General features: G+C 73.3%; 20 protein-coding genes. 2 read left to right on the forward strand and 18 right to left on the reverse strand.

Translation table 11 applies throughout. From position 1 onward, the window contains the following. Positions 1 to 14: 14 nt before the first annotated feature. The 15 genes from atpB to folK form a co-directional block, all read right to left on the reverse strand. Positions 15 to 683, reverse strand: a complete 669-nt coding sequence (atpB, locus tag BMW67_RS07390; protein WP_072746185.1) for a F0F1 ATP synthase subunit A — start codon at positions 681 to 683, stop codon at positions 15 to 17. Continuing rightward, positions 680 to 1,039, reverse strand: a complete 360-nt coding sequence (locus tag BMW67_RS07395) for an N-ATPase subunit AtpR (RefSeq protein ID WP_072746184.1) — start codon at positions 1,037 to 1,039, stop codon at positions 680 to 682. Before BMW67_RS07395 ends, atpB begins: the two co-directional genes overlap by 4 nt. A gap of 118 nt (positions 1,040 to 1,157) precedes the next feature. After that, positions 1,158 to 1,451 carry a hypothetical protein gene (locus BMW67_RS07400; protein WP_072746183.1) on the reverse strand — a complete coding sequence of 98 codons (294 nt, stop codon included), beginning with the start codon at positions 1,449 to 1,451 and terminating at the stop codon, positions 1,158 to 1,160. Then, a complete protein-coding gene (locus BMW67_RS07405) occupies positions 1,448 to 1,924 on the reverse strand; it encodes a F0F1 ATP synthase subunit epsilon (RefSeq protein WP_218139761.1) in 477 nt (158 codons plus the stop codon). Before BMW67_RS07405 ends, BMW67_RS07400 begins: the two co-directional genes overlap by 4 nt. Further along, a complete protein-coding gene (atpD, locus tag BMW67_RS07410) occupies positions 1,921 to 3,402 on the reverse strand; it encodes a F0F1 ATP synthase subunit beta (RefSeq protein WP_072746555.1) in 1,482 nt (493 codons plus the stop codon). Before atpD ends, BMW67_RS07405 begins: the two co-directional genes overlap by 4 nt. A 519-nt stretch (positions 3,403 to 3,921) precedes the next feature. Further along, complete coding sequence (locus BMW67_RS07415) at positions 3,922 to 4,254, reverse strand: DUF1491 family protein (RefSeq protein ID WP_072746182.1); 333 nt, start codon at positions 4,252 to 4,254, stop codon at positions 3,922 to 3,924. Then, complete coding sequence (era, locus tag BMW67_RS07420; RefSeq protein WP_072746181.1) at positions 4,251 to 5,192, reverse strand: GTPase Era; 942 nt, start codon at positions 5,190 to 5,192, stop codon at positions 4,251 to 4,253. Before era ends, BMW67_RS07415 begins: the two co-directional genes overlap by 4 nt. Further along, on the reverse strand, positions 5,185 to 5,886 hold the full coding sequence (rnc, locus tag BMW67_RS07425) for a ribonuclease III (protein WP_072746180.1): 702 nt from the start codon (positions 5,884 to 5,886) through the stop codon (positions 5,185 to 5,187). The genes era and rnc overlap by 8 nt, the downstream gene beginning before the upstream one ends. A 16-nt stretch (positions 5,887 to 5,902) precedes the next feature. Then, positions 5,903 to 6,661: a signal peptidase I gene (lepB, locus tag BMW67_RS07430; RefSeq protein ID WP_072746554.1), complete on the reverse strand. Its 759-nt coding sequence runs from the start codon at positions 6,659 to 6,661 to the stop codon at positions 5,903 to 5,905. Between the two features lie 85 nt (positions 6,662 to 6,746). Continuing rightward, positions 6,747 to 7,157, reverse strand: a complete 411-nt coding sequence (gene acpS, locus BMW67_RS07435) for a holo-ACP synthase (protein ID WP_072746179.1) — start codon at positions 7,155 to 7,157, stop codon at positions 6,747 to 6,749. Further along, positions 7,154 to 7,924 (reverse strand): pyridoxine 5'-phosphate synthase, encoded by a 771-nt coding sequence (locus BMW67_RS07440; protein ID WP_072746178.1) that lies wholly within the window; start codon positions 7,922 to 7,924, stop codon positions 7,154 to 7,156. The genes acpS and BMW67_RS07440 overlap by 4 nt, the downstream gene beginning before the upstream one ends. A gap of 97 nt (positions 7,925 to 8,021) precedes the next feature. After that, positions 8,022 to 8,636 carry a DUF2062 domain-containing protein gene (locus BMW67_RS07445; RefSeq protein ID WP_072746177.1) on the reverse strand — a complete coding sequence of 205 codons (615 nt, stop codon included), beginning with the start codon at positions 8,634 to 8,636 and terminating at the stop codon, positions 8,022 to 8,024. Positions 8,637 to 8,648: 12 nt separating this feature from the next. Continuing rightward, entirely contained in the window at positions 8,649 to 11,246 is a 2,598-nt protein-coding gene (locus BMW67_RS07450) for a RelA/SpoT family protein (RefSeq protein WP_072746176.1), read from the reverse strand. 33 nt (positions 11,247 to 11,279) lie between these two features. Next, on the reverse strand, positions 11,280 to 11,636 hold the full coding sequence (rpoZ, locus tag BMW67_RS07455; RefSeq protein WP_072746175.1) for a DNA-directed RNA polymerase subunit omega: 357 nt from the start codon (positions 11,634 to 11,636) through the stop codon (positions 11,280 to 11,282). Positions 11,637 to 11,734: 98 nt separating this feature from the next. Beyond that, the gene (gene folK / locus BMW67_RS07460; protein ID WP_072746174.1) at positions 11,735 to 12,304 is read right to left on the reverse strand and encodes a 2-amino-4-hydroxy-6-hydroxymethyldihydropteridine diphosphokinase; all 570 of its coding nucleotides are present in this window, start codon (positions 12,302 to 12,304) and stop codon (positions 11,735 to 11,737) included. A gap of 117 nt (positions 12,305 to 12,421) precedes the next feature. Between folK and BMW67_RS07465 the strand changes: the two genes are divergently transcribed. Beyond that, positions 12,422 to 12,988 carry a LabA-like NYN domain-containing protein gene (locus BMW67_RS07465; protein WP_072746173.1) on the forward strand — a complete coding sequence of 189 codons (567 nt, stop codon included), beginning with the start codon at positions 12,422 to 12,424 and terminating at the stop codon, positions 12,986 to 12,988. A gap of 46 nt (positions 12,989 to 13,034) precedes the next feature. Here BMW67_RS07465 and BMW67_RS07470 read toward each other — a convergent pair whose 3' ends face one another. The 3 genes from BMW67_RS07470 to BMW67_RS16145 all read right to left on the reverse strand — a co-directional run bounded on the left by BMW67_RS07470 (position 13,035) and on the right by BMW67_RS16145 (position 16,244). Then, on the reverse strand, positions 13,035 to 14,879 hold the full coding sequence (locus tag BMW67_RS07470; RefSeq protein ID WP_072746172.1) for a M3 family oligoendopeptidase: 1,845 nt from the start codon (positions 14,877 to 14,879) through the stop codon (positions 13,035 to 13,037). Positions 14,880 to 14,954: 75 nt separating this feature from the next. Then, on the reverse strand, positions 14,955 to 15,296 hold the full coding sequence (locus tag BMW67_RS07475; RefSeq protein WP_072746171.1) for a hypothetical protein: 342 nt from the start codon (positions 15,294 to 15,296) through the stop codon (positions 14,955 to 14,957). 123 nt (positions 15,297 to 15,419) lie between these two features. Then, on the reverse strand, positions 15,420 to 16,244 hold the full coding sequence (locus tag BMW67_RS16145; RefSeq protein WP_072746170.1) for an OmpA family protein: 825 nt from the start codon (positions 16,242 to 16,244) through the stop codon (positions 15,420 to 15,422). 237 nt (positions 16,245 to 16,481) lie between these two features. Here BMW67_RS16145 and BMW67_RS07485 point away from each other — a divergent pair, with 237 nt between their 5' ends. Further along, the gene (locus tag BMW67_RS07485) at positions 16,482 to 17,954 is read left to right on the forward strand and encodes a sigma-54-dependent transcriptional regulator (protein ID WP_072746169.1); all 1,473 of its coding nucleotides are present in this window, start codon (positions 16,482 to 16,484) and stop codon (positions 17,952 to 17,954) included. The last annotated feature ends 1,086 nt before the right edge of the window (positions 17,955 to 19,040 follow it).

Here is a 19,040-nt window from a genome sequence, read left to right on the forward strand (position 1 = left end):
GAGAGAGGCTCCTTTCAGGTTTCGACGACGCCAAGACCGGCGCCGATGTAGACGGCGGCGAGAACGGTGAAGATGTAGGCCTGCACCAGGCCGATCAGCACGCCCAGCGCCATGAATGGCGTCGGCAGCAGAGAGCCCGCCAGCGACAGCAGGATCGCCACGACGAATTCGTGGCTCATCATGTTGCCGAACAGGCGGATCATCAGCGAGAAGGTGCGCGTGATCTCGCCCAGAAGGTTCAGCGGCAGCATCAACGCCGTGGGCTCGGCATAGCGCCGCAGATAGGCCCGCCAGCCGCGCGCGCGGACCCCGTGCCAGTGCACCGAGAAGAACACGATCAGCGCCAGCGCCGCGGGGGTTTCCAGATGGCCGGTGGGGGGCGCAAGGCCCGGAACCGCCGCGGACAGGTTGGCGCTGGCGATGAACAGGAAGAGCGTGCCCAGCAGGGGCATGAAGGGCCAGGGGTCGCGGCCCAGGATCTCTTCCGCCTGGCGCGCGATGGCCTCGACCACGATCTCGAGCGCGGCTTGCGCGCGGCCCGGCGCGATGCGCGGGCGCCGCATGATGGCGCCCGCGGTCAGCGTCATCGCCGACATCAGCAGCCACGTCGTCGCCACCGCCGCCGAGACGGGAACCGGGCCGAGGTGGAACAGGATCTCGGGGGTCAGGGGATTGGTCGTCATGGGCGTTTCCCGTCCTGGGGCGCGTCGCGGGCGCCGGGGTCCGCGCCGCGATGGGCGGGCGGGCGCGGGCCGGCGTCCAGCTCGCGCAGCGCGGCGCGCATGCGCAGGCGCCGCGCCAGCAGGAAGCCGGCGAACAGCGCCAGAAGCGGCCCCGCGCCCCGTTGCGCCGCCAGCCAGAACGCCGCGCCGGCCAGGGTCAGCCGGCCAAGCGCCAGCGCCGCGGCGCGCATGGGGCCGGCCGCGCCGGCGGCGGGGGTCGCGCGGCGCAGAAGCGCCAGATAGACCATGCCAAGCGCCGCGCCGGCCGCCGCGAACGCCGCCGCCTCAAGCGCAGGAGCAAGCGTCGGGGGCGTCATGCGTCGTCCTCCTTCTTGCGCGCGGGGTCCGACCTGGCGTCGGGCGCGCGGTCGGCGCGCTGGGCCCGGCGCACGCGCCGCCACGCCAGCCAGCCGCCTAGCGATGCGCCCGGCATGATCACTCCGGCGCTGAAGGCCCCCCCTGGCCCAGCCGCAGGTCCAGCAAGCGCCCCAGCGCCGCCGCCGCCAGGGTCGGCGCGGCCACCAGCCACCCCAGCCCGCCCGTCACGGACAGATCGCGCCAGAACGCGCCGGGCGCGTCGGCGGCCGCGCGCCGGCGCGCCTCGCGCTCAAGCGCCTCGGCCAGCGCCGCGCGCCCGCCCTCGTCGCGGGCGGCCGGGCCGGCGCCGTCGCCCGCGGCGGCGGCCTTGCCCTGCGGGCGGTCGGGGCCGTCGGCGCGGGCGGGGCTCATGGCGCGTCGTCCTCGCGCCCGTCCGGCGCCGCGCCGGGGCCGAAGGCGGGCGTCGCCGGAACGGGGGCCGGGCGGCGCCGCGCCTCGAGCACCTCGCGCAGGCGGCGCGCGGCGGCCACATGCAGCCGCGCGGCCTCGGCGCGGGCGCGGGTCTCCTCCGCGTCGCGGCGGGAATATTCGGCCAGGACCTCGCGCGCGAGCGCCGCCAGATCGTCGCCGCAGCGCGCGTCGCGGGCGGCCACCTCGACCGGCGCGCCGCCGCGGACGCGCAGGACCCCGCCCCGCACCGCCACATGCGATTCGCGGCCCGCGCGGTCGCGCCAGCTGAGCGCGCCGGTCTCGAGCAGAGTCACGAAATCGGCGTGTCCGGGCAGGATGCCGAATGCGCCGCTTGCGTCCGCAGCCCGGATCGCGGCCACCTCGGGCGCATCCAGCACCTGGGCGACGGGGGTCATGACGCGCAGGCGCATCATCGCGCGGCCCCCCCTCCGGCCCCCCCTCCGGTCCCCTCTCCGGCCCCGCCGCGCCTCGCGGCGCGGGTGCGCGCGTCGTCCAGCGTGCCGGTCATGTAGAGCGCCTCTTCGTCCAGCGAGTCGGCCTCGCCGGCCAGAATCGCCTCGGCGCCGTCCAGGGTCGCCTCGAGCGGCGCCGAGGCGCCCGGGCGCCCGGTGAAATGCTCGGTCACGGCGAAGGGCTGGGTCAGGAAGCGCTCCATGCGCCGCGCGCGCGCCACGGCGAGGCGGTCCTCGGGGCTCAGCTCCTCCATGCCCAGAAGCGAAATCACCTCCTGCAGCTCGCGCCGCCGCTCCATCAGCTCGCGCACGCCCTCGGCGATGCGGCAATGGCGCTGGCCAAAGATGCGCGGGTCGATCAGCGTCGAGGACGAGGCCAGGGGATCGACCGCCGGGTAGAGCCCCTGCGCGGCCATCTCGCGGCTCAGGACCACGGCGCTGTCCAGATGCGCGAAGGTCTGCGCCACCGCCGGGTCGGTGAAGTCGTCGGCCGGAACGTAGACCGCCTGGATCGAGGTCACCGCCGCGCCGTGCGCCGAGGCGATGCGCTCTTCGAGCTCGGCGATCTCGGTGGCGAGGGTGGGCTGGTAGCCGACCCGGCTGGGCAGGCGCCCGAGCAGGCCCGACACCTCGGCGCCCGCCTGCACGAAGCGATAGACGTTGTCCATCAAGAGCAGCACGTCGCTGCGCTCGACGTCGCGGAAATGCTCGGCCACGGTCAGCGCCGTCAGACCCGCGCGCCAGCGCGCGCCCGGGGGTTCGTTCATCTGCCCGAAGACCAGCGCCGTGTTGGCCAGAACCCCCGAGGCGCCGAGGTCGAGCCAGAGCTCGTGCCCCTCGCGCGAGCGCTCGCCGATTCCCGCGAAGACCGAGATGCCCCCGTGGCGCGTGGCGGCGGCGCGGATCAGCTCCATGATGAGCACCGTCTTGCCCACGCCCGCGCCGCCGAACATCGCCGCCTTTCCCCCGCGCAGAAGCGGCGCCATCAGGTCGATGATCTTGATGCCGGTCAGGAAGGGTTCGCGCGTCGCCCCCTGCTCGGCCAATGGCGGCGGCGGGCGGTGGATGGGCATGCGCGGCAGATCGGCGGGCAGGGGCGGGCCGCCGTCGATCGGGTCGCCGGCCACGTCGATCATCCGGCCCAGCAGCGCGCGGCCCGTCGGCGCGGTCAGCGGCCCGCCGGAGTCGCGCACCGGCGTTCCGGGGCGCAGCCCGGCCGTTTCCTGCAGGGCGACGCAGCGCGCCGTCGCCGGATCCAGATGCGCCTGCACCTCGAGCGTCAGGCGGTGCGGGCCGTCCCACTCGACCTCGAGCGCGCTGCGGATGGGCGGCGCGCCGGCATCGCCGAAATCGACGTCCACCACGGCGCCGGCCGCCGCCACGATGCGGCCGCGCCGGAGCTCGGTTGCCGGGCGTTCCGCGGCGGTTGCCTGCGCCATGGTCTTCCTCATCGGTTGCCCGGGCAATCTTGCACGCGATCGTCCTTCATTCCTTGATGCAGCGCAAATTCGCCGTCCACGGCGCGCGCCCGGTCGCAGCCCCTTGCGTGGAGCTGCGCGGCCGCCGGACCGACCGCCGTCGCCACGAGGCTTGCCGCGCAGTCTGCCGGGGCCGCCGGATTCCGCCGGGGCCTGCCGGCGTCGGGCGGCGCCGGGGGCAAGCCCGCGCGGCGGCCCGCGGCGTCCGGGGCCCGGCGCGCGGTCGGTCGGCGCCCGCGGCGCGGCGCGCCGCGCAGATCGTCCCGCGGCTTGCGCGTGCGTCGCTACGGCGCCTGCGACGCGAGGGCCGAGGACAGGCCATTGCGCGCGGCGCGGCCCCGGGGCGGACGCGCGGTCAGGCGCGGCGCGGCCCCTGACCGGCGCGATGGGGCGCCGCGCGCGGCGGCGCGGGCGGTCTTGCCGATGCGGCGGCCCGCGCGGCGTCGAAGCCCATCTGCGGGCCTGCGCCGCCGCCGGGGCTCATTCGAGCCCCGGCTCGTCGAGCAGCGCGCGCCCCTCGCGGTCCTCGACCTCGATGATCCACAGATCCGGGTCGAAGGCGCGCTGGCGCGCCAGAGAGGCGTCCACCTCGGCCTCGTCGCCTTCGGCGAGAACGGTCCACACGCGCTCGCCCGACGGGCCGAGACTGCGCGCATGGGCGCGCGCGCGCCCGTCCAGGGTGTTGACCTTGACGATCACCGCGCCGGCGTGGTCGTCGCCATGGGCGGTCACATAGGCGGGGATGTCGTTCAGACGCAGCCGCGCCAGATAGGCGTGCACCCAGAATTCGGCGCGCAGGCGCGGCGCGCTCATGACTTGCCGGCGTCGCGGAAGTCGAGCCCCATTTCCTGATAGCGCTCGGGCTCGTCCATCCAGCTGGGGCGGGCGCGCACGTCAAGGAACAGATGCGCCGGGCGCCCCAGCAGGCGGGTCAGCTCTTCGCGCGCCTGGGCGCCGATCTGCTTGATCGTCTCGCCCTTGCGGCCGAGCACGATGCCCTTGTGGCCGTCGCGCGCGACGTAGATCACCTGCTCGATGCGCACCGAGCCGTCCTTGCGCTCTTCCCAGCTCTCGGTCTCGACGGTCAGCTGGTAGGGCAGCTCCTGATGCAGGCGCAGGGTCAGCTTCTCGCGCGTGATCTCGGCGGCGATCATGCGCAGCGGCAGATCGGCGATCTGGTCCTCGGGATACAGCCACGGACCCTCGGGCATGCGTTCGGCCAGCCAGCGGCGCAGATCGGCGACGCCGTCGCCCTTCTCGGCCGAGATCATGAAGGTGGCCGCGAAGGGGTGGCGCTCGTTCATGCGGGCGGCCAGCTCGAGCAGCTTCTCGCGGCGCACGCGGTCGATCTTGTTGATGACCAGGATGACGGTCTGCGCGGGGCGGGCGCGCTCTTCGAGGGCGCGCAGGATCTCTTCCACGCCCTCGGTCAGGCCGCGATGGGCCTCGATCATCAGCGCCACCACATCGGCGTCCTCGGCGCCGCCCCAGGCGGCCGCGACCATGGCGCGGTCGAGGCGCCGGCGCGGGCGGAACAGGCCCGGCGTGTCCACGAACACGATCTGCGCCGCGCCCTCGACGGCGATGCCGCGGATGCGCGCGCGCGTGGTCTGCACCTTGTGCGTGACGATCGACACCTTGGCGCCGACCATGCGGTTGAGCAGGGTGGATTTTCCGGCGTTCGGCTCGCCGATCAGGGCAACGAAGCCGCAGCGCGTCGGCGCCGCGGCGGGGGCTTCGACGTCAGGCATCATCGGACTCCAGCTGATCGAGAAGGCGGGCGGCGGCGGCCTGCTGCGCGGCGCGCTTGGACGGGGCCGAGGCGGTGGCCTCGCGCCCGTCGGCAAGACGCGCCGCGACGGTGAAGACGGGGGCGTGGTCGGCGCCCTCGCGCGAGATGGTGGCGTATCGCGGCGGCTCCATGCCGCGCGCCTGCGCCCATTTCTGCAAGGCGGACTTGGCGTCGGTGGGCGGCTCGTCCCCGGCCGCCTCGAGGCGCGGCCCCCACAGGCGCAGGATGGCGGCGCGCGCGGCGTCCAGCCCGTGTTCGAGATAGACCGCCGCGATCAGCGCCTCCATCGCGTCGCCCAGCATGGCCTGCTTGCGCCGCCCGCCGGTCAGCTTCTCGGAGCGGCCAAGGCGCATGGCCTCGCCCAGCCCGATCTGCGCGGCGATCTGCGCGCAGGTCTCCTTGCGCACCAGGGCGTTGTAGCGCGCGGCGATGCGGCCCTCGGGCTCGTCGGGGTGGCGGGCCAGCAAGGCCTCGGCCAGCACCAGGTTCAGAACGCGGTCGCCCAGGAATTCGAGGCGCTGATTGTCCGCGCGCGCCGGCGACGAGGCGGATGGGTGCGTCAGCGCCTCTTCCAGCAGGTCGCTGGGCTGCAGCGGCGCCCCCAGCGCCTGCGACAGGCGCCGCGCATGGGCGGCCAGCTCGCGCCGGCTCATGCGCCCCCCGCCCGCGTCATCGGACCGCCACGAAGAAGCGGTCGGCGCGCCAGTTCCAGACCTCCCAGAAGCGGCCCGCGAAGCTGAGCGCGATCAGATCGGCGCGGCCGACCAGGTTCTCGAACGGGACCATGCCCACGCCCTGGCGGCTGTCGTTGGAATTGTCGCGGTTGTCGCCCATGAAGAAGTAATGCCCCTCGGGCACCACGAATTCGCGGGTGTTGTCGGTGAATGGCTTGTCGTTGTCGTCGGCGTTCAGGACGATGTGCTCGCGCCCGCCGGGCAGGGTCTCGATGAAGCGCTCCTTGAGGCACATCACCTCGCCGTCGATGCGCGGGTAGGCCTTGCAGGCCAGGTTGGCGCCGGGGTCGATGGGCTCGATGAAGACGCCGTCGGGGCGCTGGGGCGCGGCCTGGCCGTTGATGTAGAGGATGCCCTTGCGCATCTGGATCCGGTCGCCGGGCAGGCCGATCAGGCGCTTGACGTAATCCTCGCCCGAGCGGGGATGCTTGAACACGATGACGTCGCCGCGCTCGGGCTGGCGGGCCAGGATGCGGCCGGGGATCGGCACGGCCGAGAAGGGGAAGGAGTGGCGCGAGTAGCCGTAGGCGTATTTCGACACGAACAGGAAATCGCCGATCAGCAGCGTCGACTTCATCGAGCCCGAGGGAATCCAGAAGGGCTGGAACAGGAAGCTGCGGAACGCGCCCGCGATCAGCAGCGCGTAGACAACGGTCTTGAGCAGCTCGCCCAGACCTTCCTTCTTCTTGGCCATGCGCATTCATCCATTCCCGCGGGCGCCTTCCCGCCGCCGCGTTGTCGCGCCTGGCCCCGGCCATGTCAAGCAAGGCCCGGACCGGTCAGCGGGCGGGCGCGGCGGGCCTTGCCTCGATCACCACGAAGGCCTGCGCCCATGGGTGATCGTCGGTGATCGTCAGGTGGATCACGGCCTCGCGCCCCGGCGGGGTCAGCGCCGCCAGCCGCGCCGCCGCGCCGCCGGTCAGGCGCATGGTGGGCTGGCCCGAGGGCAGGTTGACCACGCCCATCTCGCGCCAGGCCACGCCCATGCGCAGCCCCGTGCCCAGGGCCTTGGCGCAGGCCTCCTTGGCGGCCCAGCGCTTGGCGTAGGAGGCGGCGCGGGCGCGGCGGCGCTCGGATTTCGCCTGCTCGATCTCGGTGAAGACGCGCTGCACGAAGCGCTCGCCGAAGCGTTCGAGCGTGCGCTCGATGCGGCGGATGTCCGCCAGATCCGCGCCGACGCCCAGGATCATGCCGCCCCGCCTTGCGCGCGCGCCGCGTCCATCAGCGCCCGCATGCGCGCGATCGAGGCCTCGAGCCCGACGAAGATGGCCTCTCCGATCAGGAAATGGCCGATGTTCAGCTCGACGATCTGGGGGATCCGGGCCACCGGGGCGACGGTGTCGTAGGTCAGCCCGTGACCGGCATGCACCTCGAGCCCCAGCGCCCCGGCCAGCGCCGCCATCTCGCGCAGGCGCACCAGCTCGGCGTCGCGGTCGTCGAAGCGGCCCTCGTGATGGGCGTCGCAATAGGCGCCGGTGTGCAGCTCGACCACCTGCGCGCCGATGCGCGCGGCGGCCTCGATCTGCGCGCGCTCGGCCGCGACGAAAAGCGACACCCGGCAGCCCGCCGCGCGCAGCGGGGCGATGAAGGCGGCCAGGCGCGCCTCGTCGCCGGCCACGTCGAGCCCGCCCTCGGTCGTGCGCTCCTGCCGCTTTTCGGGGACGATGCAGACGGCGTGCGGCCTGTGGCGCAGGGCGATGGCCTGCATCTCGTCGGTGGCCGCCATCTCGAGGTTCAGGGGCGCCGAGATCGCCGCCGCCAGCGCGGCGATGTCCGCATCGGTGATGTGGCGGCGATCCTCGCGCAGATGCGCGGTGATGCCGTCGGCGCCGGCGGCCTCGGCCATGCGCGCGGCGCGCAGCGGGTCGGGGTGCGGGCCGCCGCGCGCGTTGCGGATGGTGGCGACGTGGTCGATGTTGACGCCAAGCCTGAGCTTGCGCGGTTGCGAGGGGCTCATGGGCTGCTCCTGCCTGTGGTCGTCTGCCTGCGATCGGCGATCGCGCCGTGGGCGCATTTGGCCAGCGGCGCGGGCGCATGTCCAGCGGCGGAGGGGGTCAGGCGGCGTCGTCGGCGGCCGCCTCGTCGCCGCCGCGCCGGCGCGCCTTGCGCGCGCGCAGGCGGTTGGCGTGTTCGTGCACGCGCCGGCGCGCCGCCGCCATCAGCCGCTCGCGCCGGCGGCTCTGATACGCGGCCACGATCGGGCGCACCAGCGCATAGAACCCCCACGCGCAGATCAGGCCGGGGCCGAGACCGCCCAGCAGATAGGGCACGAGGATGCTTTCGAGGTTCGCCCACAGCCAGCCCAGCGAGAAGTCCTGCGGCGGCGGCACATGGACGCCGGTCAGGTGAAAGCCGATATAGAGCGCCGAGCCGGCGATGACGGGAAAGGTCGCGGGATTGCCCACGAAGGTGCCCAGCGCCGAGGCCAGGATGTTGCCGCCCAAGAGCCAGGCCAGCGCCGCGGCCAGCACGAAATGCAGTCCGAAGAACGGGGTGAACGAGACGAACACGCCGCAGGCGAAGCCCAGCGCGATGCGGTGGGGGGTGTCGGGCAGGCGCTGCATGCGCTTGCCGATGTAGAGATAGCCGCGCCGCCACCCCTTGCGCGGGACCAGAAGCTCGCGCAGGCGAACCAGGACCGGGGCTTTGTCGCGCCTCTTGAAGATCATGGCTTCGGCCTTTCAGCCCGATTCGGGTCCATGCGTGCGCAGCGGTCCGGTCTTGAACAGGCCCGCCATGTCGTTCTCCACCTCCGCTCCGGAGGCGGGGCGCGCCTCGGCCGCGCCGGTGTCCGGCGTCGCGCCGCCCGCGCCGCCCGCGCCGCCCCTGCGTTGCGCGACGGGCGCGCGGTCCTGCGGCGCGGCGCCGCCCTCGGCGCCGCCCTCGTCGCCCGCGCCGCGCGCGCGGTCCGCCGCGGCGCCGGTTTCGGGCGCCGCGCCGTCCTTGCCGCCCGCGCCGCCCTCGGCGGACGCACGGTCCGCGCCGCCCCTGCCTTCCGCAGCGCCGTCGCCGGCATCCGCGCCGCCCGCGCCGTCTGGCCCGGCCGGGCGCTGCGCGCCGTCTTCGGCCGCGCCCCGGGGCGCCGCGTCGCGCGTTTGAGCGGCGACGCCTTCGTCGCCCGCCGCCTCGGGCCCGGGGCCTTCGTCGGCGAAGCCGGCGGGGTCGAGCAGCGCCGGCATGATCCGGCGCACCTCGGTGACGATCGGCTGCGCGTCCAGCATGGTCACGATCTGGCTCACATGCTTCACGTCCCGCACTTCAAGGTCTATCCGCGCCCGGTAAAAATCCGGTTTGCGGTCGTTGAACTCGAGCTGCACGATGTCGGCGTTCATCTCGGCGATCACCGCGCAGACCCGGGCCAGGGCGCCGCGCTCATGCGCGAAGGTCAGGCTGATCGAGGTCTGATGCGCCTGCGCGGCGCGCTCGTCCCAGCGCAGATCCAGCCACAGCTCGGGCTTGTCTTCATACGCCGCCAGAATAGGGCAGTCGATGGCGTGAACCGTCACACCCTTGCCCTTGCGCGCGATGCCCACGATCCGGTCGCCGGGCACGGGCGCGCAGCAGGGGCCGAATCGCACCTTGTGCGCGCGGCTGACGCCGATCACCCCCGGCCCCTCGCCCCGCGCGGGCGCAGGCGGCGCCTGGCCGGCCGCGGCGGGGAACAGCGCGGCGACGACCTGCGCGCCGGTGACGTCGGCCGCGCCCAAAGCCTGCAGCAGGTCGTCGCGCGAGGCAAAGCCCATGAGGCGCGCGGCGGTGGACAGGGCCTTGTCGCTCAGCTCCTGGCCCGCGCGCTCGAAGGCCTGGCGGGCGATCTCGCGGCCCATGCGGATCTCGGCGGCGCGCTGCTCGGTGCGCAGGGCGCGGCGGATGGCCTGCTTGGCGCGGCCGGTGACGACCATCTGCTCCCAGACGGGCTGGGGGCGCTGGGCGTCGGCGCGGATGATCTCGACCGTCTGCCCGTTGCGCAGCTTGGTCCACAGCGGCGCGCGGCGTCCGTCGATCTTGGCGCCCACGCAGCTGTCGCCGATGCGGGTGTGGATGGCGTAGGCGAAGTCGATGGGCGTCGCCCCGCGCGGCAGCTTGATGACCTTGCCCTTGGGCGTGAAGCAGAACACCTGGTCCTGGAACATCTCGAGCTTCACATGCTCGAGAAACTCGTTCGGGTTCTCGGCCTGCTCGAAGCTTTCGGTCAGGTTGCGCAGCCACTGGAAGGGGTCGGCGGCGAAGGGATTGTCGACCCGCGCGCCGTCCTTGTAGGACCAGTGCGCGGCGATGCCGCTTTCGGCCACCTCGTGCATCTGGCGCGTGCGGATCTGCACCTCGACGCGCTTGGCGTCGCGGCCCGAGACGGTGGTGTGGATCGAGCGGTAGCCGTTCGACTTGGGCTGGCTGATGTAGTCCTTGAAGCGGCCCGGCACCGCGCGCCAGCGCCGATGCACCGCGCCCAGCGCGCGGTAGCAGTCGCTTTCGGTCTCGGTGATGATGCGGAAGCCGTAGATGTCGGACAGGCGCGAGAATTCCTCGCCCTTCTCCTGCATCTTGCGCCAGATCGAGTAGGGGCGCTTCTCGCGGCCGGTGACCTGGGCGCTGACGCCCTCGGCGGCCAGGGCGGCGCGGATGTCCTCGGTGATCTGCGGGATGAGGTCGCCCGTCTCCTTCTTCAGCTGCACGAAGCGGCGCATGATCGAGCGGCGCGCGTCGGGGTTGAGCACGCGGAAGGCCAGGTCCTCGAGCTCTTCGCGCATGGACTGCATGCCCATGCGCCCGGCCAGCGGCGCGTAGATCTCCATGGTCTCGCGCGCCTTCTGCTCCTGCTTGTGCGGGGGCATGTGCGCGATGGTGCGCATGTTGTGCAGCCGGTCGGCCAGCTTGACCAGCAGCACGCGCACGTCCTTGGACATGGCAAGCAGCAGCTTGCGCAGGTTCTCGGCCTGCTCGGCCTCGGCCGAGCTGAGCTGCAGCTTGGTCAGCTTGGTCACGCCGTCGACGAGCTGGGCGATCTCTTCGCCGAACAGCTCGCGCAGCTCTTCATGGGTGGCGGGCGTGTCCTCGACCGTGTCGTGCAGCAGCGCGGTGACGATCGTGGCGTCGTCCAGATGCAGCTCGGCCAGGATGTTGGCGACCTCGACCGGGTGGTTCCAGTAGGGCTCGCCCGACTTGCGGAACTGCCCGGCATGGGCGCGCGCCCCGAACACGTAGGCCGCGTTCAGGAGCGCTTCGTCCGTGTTGGGGTTGTAGGCCCGGATGCGCTCGACCAGCTCGTGCGGACGGATCAAGGCGCGCTCCGGGTCACATGCGGCATGGCCGCGTCAGGCCTTGCCCTGCTCGGCCAGCAGGCGGCGCAGCATCTCTTCCTCGTTCAGCCCGTCGTCTTCGGGCTTGTCCTCTTCGAGGGCGCCCATCAGGCGCGGCATGTCGTCCTCTTCGGGCTCGTCCACCTCGATCTGGCGCTGGAAGTCGCGGATCGCCGACTCTTCCAGATCGCGGGGGTCGATCGTCTCTTCGGCGATCTCGCGCAGGGCGACGACGGGGTTCTTGTCGTTGTCGCGCTCGACGGTGATCGGCGCGCCGGAAGAGATCTGCCGCGCGCGATGGGCGGCCAGAACGACCAGGTCGAACCGGTTCGGGATCTTGTCCACGCAATCTTCTACGGTGACGCGGGCCATGCGGGCGCTCCGGTGTTCTGTGAACGGGAAGTCGCTTATCTAGACCCCTTGAGGGCGAAAGGCAAGGGGCGCGGGCCAGGGGCGAAGGGCGGCGGCGCTCAGGAGCCGGCGGGCAGCGGCGACATGCCCGCCATCGCCCCCGGACCCAGCGCCGCCAGCATCTGCGCCGCCGTCAAGCCCGAAATCGGGTGGCGCCAGGCGGGCGCGACCTCGGCCAGCGGCGCCAGGACGAAGGCGCGTTCATGCGCGCGCGGGTGCGGCAGGATCAGCCGGTCCGGGGCGGGCAGGGCGCCGGCCCGGTCGCCCAGCGCCATCCATCGGCGCAGCTCGTCCGCGTCGGGGGCGATGCGCCCGCCCCAGTCGATCAGGTCCAGATCGCAGCTGCGCGGCGCCCAGCGCGCCGGGCGCGCGCGCCCCAGCGCGTCCTCGACCCAGTGCAGGGCGGCCAGCACGCCCTCGGCCGGCAGGGCCGATTCGCACGCCGCCGCGCCGTTGACGAAATCGGGACCAGATCCCGGCGGATGGGCGGGGGTGCGCCACCACCGGCTGACGCGGATGGGGCGCACCCCCTCGGCCGCAAGCCGCGCAAGCGCCTCGTCCAGCGTCTGCGCGGGCGTCCGCTCTCCCGCCGGAAGGTTGGCGCCCAGCGCGATCAGGCATAAAGTCATCGTCCGCGCCCGCTTGCGATTGCAACATTCAGCAGAGGCGATATTTTCCAGCGCCATGCGCCTGGCATCCCCGCGGCTCGTGACGGCCGGCCCGGCGCCTCATTTTCAGGAGTGCTCATGTTCTACCGTGACGAAAGACTGGCCCTCTTCATAGACGGGTCGAACCTCTACGCCGCAGCCAAGGCGCTGGGCTTCGACATCGACTACAAGCTGTTGCGCAGCGAGTTCATGCGGCGCGGCAAGCTGGTGCGGGCCTTCTACTACACCGCCCTGGTCGAGGATCAGGAATATTCGCCGATCCGACCCCTGGTGGATTGGCTGGACTACAACGGCTTCACCATGGTGACCAAGGCGGCCAAGGAATTCACCGATTCCATGGGCCGGCGCAAGGTCAAGGGCAACATGGACATCGAGCTGGCCGTCGACGCCATGGAGCTGGCGCCGCGCATCGATCACATGGTGCTGTTCTCGGGCGACGGCGATTTCCGCCCGCTGGTCAAGGGCATCCAGCGCAAGGGCGTGCGGGTGTCGGTGGTCTCGACCATCCGCTCGAACCCGCCCATGATCGCCGACGAGCTGCGCCGCCAGGCCGACAACTTTATCGAGCTGGACGAGCTGCGCGACGTGATCGGCCGCCCGCCGCGCCCGCCGCGCGCCGAAGCCGAGGAGGCCGGCGAGGACTGAGCCCCGCCGGCTCGGCGCCCCGCCGGCCGCGGCCATGGCGGGGCGCTCAGCCTTCCATCGCCTCGAGCTCGTCGATCATCGAGGCGATCAGCCCCAGACCCTTGTCCCAGAAGCCCGGATCCGAGGCGTCCAGCCCGAAGGGGGCCAGAAGCTCGCGATACGACTTCGCGCCGCCCGCGGCGAGCAGGTCGAAATACTTGCGCTCGAAATCCGGGTCGCCCTCCTCGTAGACGGCGTAGAGCGCGTTCACCAGCCCGTCGCCGAACGCATAGGCGTAGACGTAGAAGGGCGAGTGGATGAAGTGGGGCACATAGGTCCAGAAGTTCTCGTAGCCGGGCGCGAACTCGAAGGCCGGGCCCAGGCTTTCGCTCTGCACGTCCAGCCAGATGCGGCCGATGCGCTCGGCCGTCAGCTCGCCCTCACGGCGCGCCTCGTGCACGCGCGACTCGAAGTCGTAAAAGGCGATCTGACGCACGACGGTGTTGATCATGTCCTCGACCTTGCCGGCCAGCAGCGCCTTGCGCCGACGCGGATCGGTCTGCGCGGCCAGAAGCTTGCGGAAGGTCAGCATCTCGCCGAAGACGCTGGCGGTCTCGGCCAGGGTCAGCGGCGTCGAGGACAGAAGCTCGCCCTGGGCGGCGGCCAGGCGCTGATGCACGCCATGGCCCAGCTCATGCGCCAGGGTCATCACGTCGCGCGTCTTGCCCAGATAGTTGAGCATCACATAGGGATGCACGTCGGTCACGGTGGGGTGGGCGAAGGCGCCGGGCGCCTTGCCCGGCTTGACCGGCGCGTCGATCCAGCCCTTGTCGAAGAAGGGCTCGGCCAGCTCGGCCATCCGCGGCGAGAAGTCGGCATAGGCCTCGAGCACGATGCGCCGCGCCTCGTCCCAGGGGATCTTGCGGTCCTCTTCCTCGGGCAGCGGGGCGTTGCGGTCCCAGTGCTGAAGCTTGTCCAGCCCCAGCCAACGGGCCTTGAGCGCGTAATAGCGGTGCGAAAGGCGCGGATAGGCCGCCACCACCGCATCGCGCAGGGCCTGCACGACCTCGGGCTCGACCTGGTTGGACAGGTGGCGCGCCATCTGCGGCGTGGGCAGCTTGCGCCAGCGGTCCTCGATCTCCTTCTCCTTGACCAGCGTGTTGGTGATGCGCACGAACAGGGGCAGGTTCTGCGCGAAGACCTCGCTCAGCGCGGCGGCGGCGGCGGCGCGCTTGCCGCGGTCGGCGTCCGAAAGCAGCGTCAGCGTCGCCTCGAGGGGCAGCTCCTCGCCCTCGACCTCGAAGGTCAGCCGCGCCATGGTCTCGTCGAACAGGCGGTTCCAGGCCGCGGCGCCGACCACCGACTGGTCGTGCAGGAACTTCTCCAGCTCGTCCGACAGCTGGTAGGGGCGGAAGGCGCGCAGCCGGTCGAGCCAAGGCTTGTAGCGCGCAAGCTCGGGGTCGGCCAGGGCGCGGGCCAGGGCCTCGTCGTCGATGCGGTTGAGCTCGAGCGTGAAGAACACCAGCGGCGTGGTGATGCGCGTCACCTCCTCCTGCATGTCGCCCATGAACTTGGCGCGCGCCGGGTCGGCGGTGTTCTGGTAATAGAGCAGGCCGGCATAGGACATGATGCGCCCCAGCACCTGCTGCAGCTTCTCGTAGCGGCGCACCGCCTCGGCCAGCCCCGCGCCGTCGAGCGCGGCCAGGCGTCCCTCGAGATCGGCGGCGAAGGCGGCGGCCTCGTTGCGCGCCCAGTCCAGGTCGCGGCGCAGCTCGGGGCTGTCCATGCCGGGGTAGAGGTCGTCCAGGTTCCACTCGGGCAGATCGCCCAGCGGCGCGCCGCCGCCCTCGCGCGCGGCCTCGCTGGCCGGGAATGTGCGGGGCAGGGGGGCGAGCGGTGGCGTCTGGCGCATGTGGGGCCTCCGGATGGGATGTGGTCGGTCGTTCCTGCGCTCAGGTAACGCCTTGGGCGGCGCAGGGGAAGGGGATCAGAGCTCGAGCGTCTCGGGCGCGTCGGTGTCGGGCGCGTGCTCGGGCGCATCGGGGGGCGCGGGCGACGGGCGCTTGCGCGGGATCAGGATGTCGCCGTTGGGCAGGATCCGCGGCGCGTCGTAGTCGTCGAGCGCGCCCAGCGTTTCCTGAAGCCCGCGCAGCGCTGGGCCGAGCTGGCGCGTCAGGGATTCGAGCGCGTCGCGCGCGGCGCGCTCCAGCTCTTCGGCCAGCGGCCGTTCGGGCGGGGCGTCGGGGCCGGCGCCGGGGGGCTCGGCCGCCGCCGGCGCGGCCAGCGCAAGGACAAGCGCCGCGGCAAGATGCGTCCTGTGTCGGTTCATAGGCAAGAGATGGGGCGCGCCGCGCGCGATTCCAAGCCCCGCGCATGAAAACGCCCCGCGGCCCTGGGGGCGCGGGGCGTTGCAGGCGGGCGCCGGGTCGGACCCGGCGCCGTCAAGCCCGGATCACTCCGAGATCGCGATGGTGGCGCGACGGTTGCGCGGCTCGCGCACGTTGTCCGGGGTCGGCACGGCCAGCTCGGCCTCCGAACGGCCCGCGGTGGTCACGTTGCCCACCTTGACGTTCTGCGCGGCGGCGCGGGCCAGAAGGGCCTTCTTCACCGCTTCGGCGCGGCGCTCGGACAGCTTCTGGTTGTACTCGAAGGTGCCGACCGTGTCGGTGTGGCCGACGATCGAGACCAGCGGCTCGGCATAGGCGCGCATGGCCTCGACGACCTCGTTGATCACCTCCTGCGCGGCCTTGGTGATGTCGTAACGGTCGAAGCCGAAATACACCACGTAGTCGGCCGACACGCCGGCGCAGGCCTTGAGGGCGTCGTCCAGCATGGCCTTGGCGTCTTCGGCCGAGATGCAGGCCAGCGCGCCCTCGGCGAGCGACTCGAGATACTGATCCCAGTAGGCCTGCGCGCGGGCGCACTCGGCCGGGCGCGCGGCGACGTTCTCGGTGATGGTCGCCACGGTCTTCTCGTAGCCGTCGGCGCTCACGCCCAGATCGGCGGGCGACCACGGAGCGACGCCGCCGTTGGCGGCCGCTTCGGACTTGGCGATGTAGGCGGTCGCGTCCATCCAGTTCACGTCCTGGGTGGCCGAACGGTTCGCCAGGCCCTGGTATTCGCGCGCCAGCGCGGCGTTGAAGTCGCCGCCCTCGATCGACGTGCCCAGATAGCTTTCGGCGGTGAACGTCCCGCCAAGATTGGCGCCCGGCAGCGACGAGCATCCGGCGACCGCCAGAGCGGCGGCGGCCATGGTCATGCGGGAAATCATGTTCATCCCTCTCTCCGTCTCGTTTTCGCCGAGGGCGTTGTCCCCCGGCTGTGATTCTGACGGATCGCGTCCTTGCGGCGCGATCTCGTCCCGACGCTTCGCACGAAGCGCCTGCGATTTCAATGCGTCCGGCGCGCGCGCGGCCCCGACGACACGCATAAATCGTTGCGCGTCGCGGATACACAACACTTTAACCCGCCCTCGCGCAAGCTGTCACCCGAGGAGGCGAGCAGGGGTGAGCGAATGAAGGCGGATTCAACCCGCGGCCAGGCCGCGCCGGTGCTGATCGCCGACGCGGACCCGGCGGTGCGGCGCTATCTGCGCGCGGTTCTGGAGACCGACGGACGCCGCGTCGAAGAGGCCTCCGACCTGGCCGCGGCGCTGCGTCGGCTGTCGGCGGCGCCGCGGCCGCGCCTGGCGCTGGCCGACATGGATCTGGACGGGGGCGGCGCGCTTGCGCTCTTGTCGCGGCTGCCGCCCGGCGCGCCGCCGGTGGTGGTGCTGAGCGTCGATCCGGCGCCTGCGCGCATCGTGCGGGCCGCGCGGGCGGGGGCGCGCGACGTGCTGATCAAGCCGGTCGATCCGGCGGCCCTGCGCGCGGCCGTCGGCGCCCATGCCGAACGCCGCGCCGCCGCTCCCGCGGCCGCGGGCGGCCTTGACGCGCTGATCGCCGTCAGCCCCGCGGCGCGCGCGGCCGCCGATCTGGCCAGGCGCTTCGCCGGCTCGGACGCGCCGCTGCTCATCGAGGGCGAGAGCGGCGCCGGCAAGGAGGCCTTCGCCCGCGCGATCCATGCCGAGGGCCCGCGCCGCGATGGGCCCTTCGTGGCGTTCGACTGCGCCGCCATGCCCCCCGATCTGGCCGAGGCGGCCCTGTTCGGCCGCGCGGGCGCGGACGTCTCGCTTGCGGGCAAGTTCGAGGAGGCAGAAGGGGGCGTTCTGTTCCTCGACGGGGTCTGCGATCTGCCCGCGCGGGCGCAGGCGCGGCTTGCGCGCATCGTCGCCACGGGCCGGATCGCGCGCGTTGGCGGCGGGCCGCCGCGGCGCGTGAACGCGCGGCTGATCTCGGCCGCAGACCGCCCTCTTTCGGACGAGGCGGCCGCGGGGCGTTTCCGGCAGGAGCTTTTCCTTGGCCTGTCGGCGCTGTGCCTGCGCGTGCCGCCGCTGCGCGCGCGCCGCGAGGACATCGCCCCGCTGGCCGAGCTGTTCGCGCGCCGCGCCGCCGAGGCCGAGAGCGTCGCGCCGCCCCGGCTGACCCCCGAGGCGCTGGCCGCGCTCGAGGCGCATGACTGGCCGGGAAACCTGCGCGAGCTCGAGAACGTCATGCGGCGCCTCGCGGTGCTGCATCCGTCCGAGGCGGTCGAGGCCGAGGCCGCAAGGGCGGCCTTGCGGGCGCGGCCGACGCAGGGCGCCGGTCAGGGACCCGCCTGCGCGGGGGCCGAAGCGAGAGGGGCGCCGGCGCAGGCCTGCGACGCGGCGCGCCTTCGCGTCGACGGGCGCGGGGCCGAGGGCGCGCGCCGCGGCGGGCGGTCGGCGCCCGCCGGCGGCTTCTTCGACGCCGAGGGCGAGATCCGCCCGATCTGGGAAATCGAGGCCGCCGCCATCGCGGCCGCCCTTTCGCGCTATGGCGGGGACGTCGCCCTGGCGTCGCGCAAGCTGGGGATGGGGCGCGCGACGCTCTATCGCAAGATGCGCGATCACGGCCTGACGTCGCGCTGAAGGGGCCGGCGGCGGTCGGCCTGGCCGCCGCGCCCTTTGGGCGGCGCGCCCCGGGAACCCCGAGCCAGGCGACGCACGCGATGGCGGGCGCGGCCCCATGGTCGGTGCGGCCGGGGTGCGCCGGCGCGATCGCGCCGAGCCGAAAGCGGAGCCCGCCGCGCCGCCCCCTCGGCCGCCTGACGCGCGCGCTAGCGGGCCGAGACGTCCACCGTCGAGGACGATCGCAAGACCGTGATCGCCGTCTGACGCGCGCGCGGGCCGAGACTGGAGAGCGAGGCGCGAGAGGGCGTGGAGATCGGGCTTCGGCTCGCTTGGCGCGCGGGGGGCTGGTCATCGGCCCAGGTCTCGCGCCCGAGCGCCGATTGCGCGCGGCGTCAGGGACGATCGCGGCGAAACAGCCCCGCCCGACGGGCCATTGCGGCGACGGGGCCGAACTCCGCCGAGATCGGCGCCGCGCGGGCCTCCGGCTCCTCCCGAAGCGCCATTGCGCCGACGGGGCCGGGACTCTGCCCGACGCGGTCGGGGAACGCCGCGGGCGTCGAGCGATTCCGCCGCCTGCCGGTCGCCCCGCTCGGCGCGCTCGGGAAACGCCGACTTCGCCGCCGGCGCGCTCGACGTCCGCAGATCGCCCGCGCCGCGTCCGTCCGCGGAGCGATCCGTTCGGAGCGCGGCATTCCCGCCGGGCGCGGCGCGCGGGGCCCGCCGGGCGCGGCGCGCGGGGCAGGATGCCTGACCTCCTGCACGCCTTGCGCGGCGCCCTCGGAAAACCGCCGCTCGCCTTGCGCGCGGCGCGGGCCACGGGCCGCCGCACGGCGATCGGCGGCGGCCAGGACGGCCTCCGGCGCAGGCGCTGCCCTGACTGCGCTGTGGGGCGTGCGGTCACGGCCCGGCCTCCGGCGCGGGCGGAAATGTCCCGAGGGCGCGGCGCGCCTGCGAGCAAGCCCGGCGCATGCGCGCGCGCCTCCTGGCGCAGCCGGATCGAAAAGCGGCGCGCATCGCCCCTGGCCCGCGCCCGGGCCGGGCTTGGCGGCGCCGCGCAGGGGCCCCGCGCCCGCCCAGGGCGGCGCGCGGGTCCCATGCGCCCCG

It is taken from the genome of Oceanicella actignis (genome assembly GCF_900111545.1).
GTDB lineage: Bacteria > Pseudomonadota > Alphaproteobacteria > Rhodobacterales > Rhodobacteraceae > Oceanicella > Oceanicella actignis.